Source organism: Pseudomonas sp. Sample_9 (assembly GCF_004307535.1).
Lineage (GTDB): Bacteria > Pseudomonadota > Gammaproteobacteria > Pseudomonadales > Pseudomonadaceae > Aquipseudomonas > Aquipseudomonas mercuritolerans.
Genome location: NZ_RAZO01000415.1, coordinates 1 through 2,057, shown reverse-complemented (window position 1 = coordinate 2,057; position 2,057 = coordinate 1). Strand labels below are relative to the sequence as shown.

3 protein-coding genes are annotated in these 2,057 nt (G+C 63.0%); all 3 read left to right on the top strand.

Annotated elements, in window-relative coordinates; genetic code table 11:
* Nucleotides 1-20 precede the first annotated feature (20 nt).
* From D6877_RS23885 to D6877_RS23875, 3 genes are read left to right on the top strand one after another with little or no spacing between them, the layout of a single operon-like run.
* Nucleotides 21-830 carry an energy transducer TonB gene (locus tag D6877_RS23885; protein WP_130912301.1) on the top strand — a complete coding sequence of 270 codons (810 nt, stop codon included), beginning with the start codon at nucleotides 21-23 and terminating at the stop codon, nucleotides 828-830.
* 45 nt (nucleotides 831-875) lie between these two features.
* Nucleotides 876-1,601, top strand: coding sequence for a MotA/TolQ/ExbB proton channel family protein (locus tag D6877_RS23880; RefSeq protein ID WP_041477454.1), 726 nt, complete (start codon nucleotides 876-878; stop codon nucleotides 1,599-1,601).
* A 1-nt stretch (nucleotide 1,602) separates the two neighbouring features.
* Nucleotides 1,603-2,004, top strand: a complete 402-nt coding sequence (locus D6877_RS23875; RefSeq protein ID WP_008045412.1) for a biopolymer transporter ExbD — start codon at nucleotides 1,603-1,605, stop codon at nucleotides 2,002-2,004.
* Nucleotides 2,005-2,057 lie beyond the last annotated feature (53 nt).

Sequence of the window (2,057 nt, the reverse complement as noted above, 5' to 3'; positions counted from 1 at the left end):
AGACCGCAGGGAGTTGAACAATGGGCAATGTCCAGACCGCCGCCAGCGCAGGGGAATTGCTGTGGCGGCACATGCCGAGTGGCGAGCTGGTCGATCTTGGCCGGCCGCATCGGGTGCCGTTGGGGCAGTTGCGTTTGCAACGTGCGCCAAAGAGCATTTTGAGTCGACGCGAAACCCTTTTGCTCGGTGTGCTCGCGTTGGTCGTGCATGGCGCGGTGATTTACTGGGTCAGCCAGAAACCGACGCCAGTGCTGCCGGTGGTACCGCCGGAAATTCCGCCGATGACCATCGAGTTTTCGCATCCGGCTCCGCCCGCGCGGCCGGTTGTTGCGCCGCCACCACCGGCACCGGTGGTCGAGCCGCCACCGCCAGTGGAGGACGAGTTGGCGGTGAAACCGCCGCCGCCCAAGCCGATCGCCAAACCCAAACCGGTGGTGAAACCGCCGCCCAAACCGGCGCCGAAGGCAGTAGAGCAACCGCCAGCGCCAGCGAAGCCCGCAGCCCCGGTCGCCGCGCCAGCGCCTCCTGCGCCACCGGCACCGGCGCCCGTTACCCCGGCGTCAGCCAACGCTGCGTATCTGAAAAACCCGGCACCGGAATATCCGTCGCTGGCCCAGCGTCGCGGTTGGGAGGGCACGGTGTTGTTACGGGTGCATGTGTTGGCCAGCGGCAAACCGGGCGAGATTCAGATTGCCAAAAGCAGTGGCCGGCAGCAGCTCGACGATGCGGCGCTGAATGCCGTCAAGCGCTGGAGTTTCGTCCCGGCCAAGCAGGGTGATGTCGCCCAGGACGGCTGGGTCAGCGTGCCCATCGATTTCAAGATTCATTAAACCGAAACCAAATTCGCGCGAAATGTTTACACGAGGGAACACATCATGACGTTACTGGCATCTCCACTGGAATCCATCGAAAGCGCGGTGATCTGGCTGCTGGTGGTTTTTTCCGTCGCCACTTGGGGCCTGGCTTTGCTCAAGGCTGTGCAGTTCGGTCGTCTGAAAGCGCAGGATCGGCGCTTTCACAAACGTTTCTGGGCGGCGTCGAGTCTGGATGCCGCCGCCGAGTTGAGCGAAACCCAGCCCGGCGCCGCAGCGCGCGTGGCGCAGGCCGGTTACGCAGCAATCCAGGTGGGCGAGGCGCCGCAGGCGAATGATCTGAGCCAGGCGATCAACCATCAGGATCGCCTCGAGCGTGCCTTGCGCCAGCAGATCGTCCGCGAACGCCGTTCGCTGGAAACCGGTCTGGCGGTGGTCGCGAGTATTGGCAGCACCTCGCCGTTCATTGGTTTGTTCGGCACGGTGTGGGGAATCATGGAAGCGTTGAAAGGCATCAGCGCCGCTGGTTCGGCAAGCCTGGAAACCGTGGCCGGCCCGATCGGTGCGGCACTGGTCGCGACTGGCGTGGGGATCGCCGTCGCGGTGCCGGCGGTGCTGGTTTACAACTACTTTCTGCGCCGTCTGAAATTGACCGCAGCGGATCTCGATGACTTCGCCCACGACTTCTACAGCCTGGCGCAGAAGAGTGCGTTCCGCGTGCTGATCCACCCGACCGCACACAAGGTTGCAACGTCGGGCAACGCGGCAAAAGTCAAGGAGGCGTCCTGATATGGCCTTCTCCACGCAAGACACCGATGAGGTGCTCAGCGAGATCAACGTGACGCCGCTGGTAGACGTGATGCTGGTGCTGCTGGTGGTGTTTATCGTCACCGCGCCGCTGCTGACCAACGCAATACCGATCAACCTGCCGAAGACCGAAGCGGTGGCGCCGGTCGAGCAAAAAGACCCGCTGGTGGTGAGCATCGACGGCGCCGGCAAGCTGTTTATCAACAAGGACGAGATTCAGCCTGACTTGCTCGAATTCAACCTGAAGTCGGCCAAGGCCAAGGACCCGGAAGTGCGCGTGCAGTTGCAGGCCGATGACGGGGTGAACTACGGCGAAGTGGCGCGAGCCATGGCTTCGATCGAACGGGCGGGGATTACCAGGTTGTCGGTGATTACCGCGCGGTGACAGGTTTTCGTTTTTCCGGGGCCGTCTCCTTGGCAGGGTGCGGCCCTTTTTTT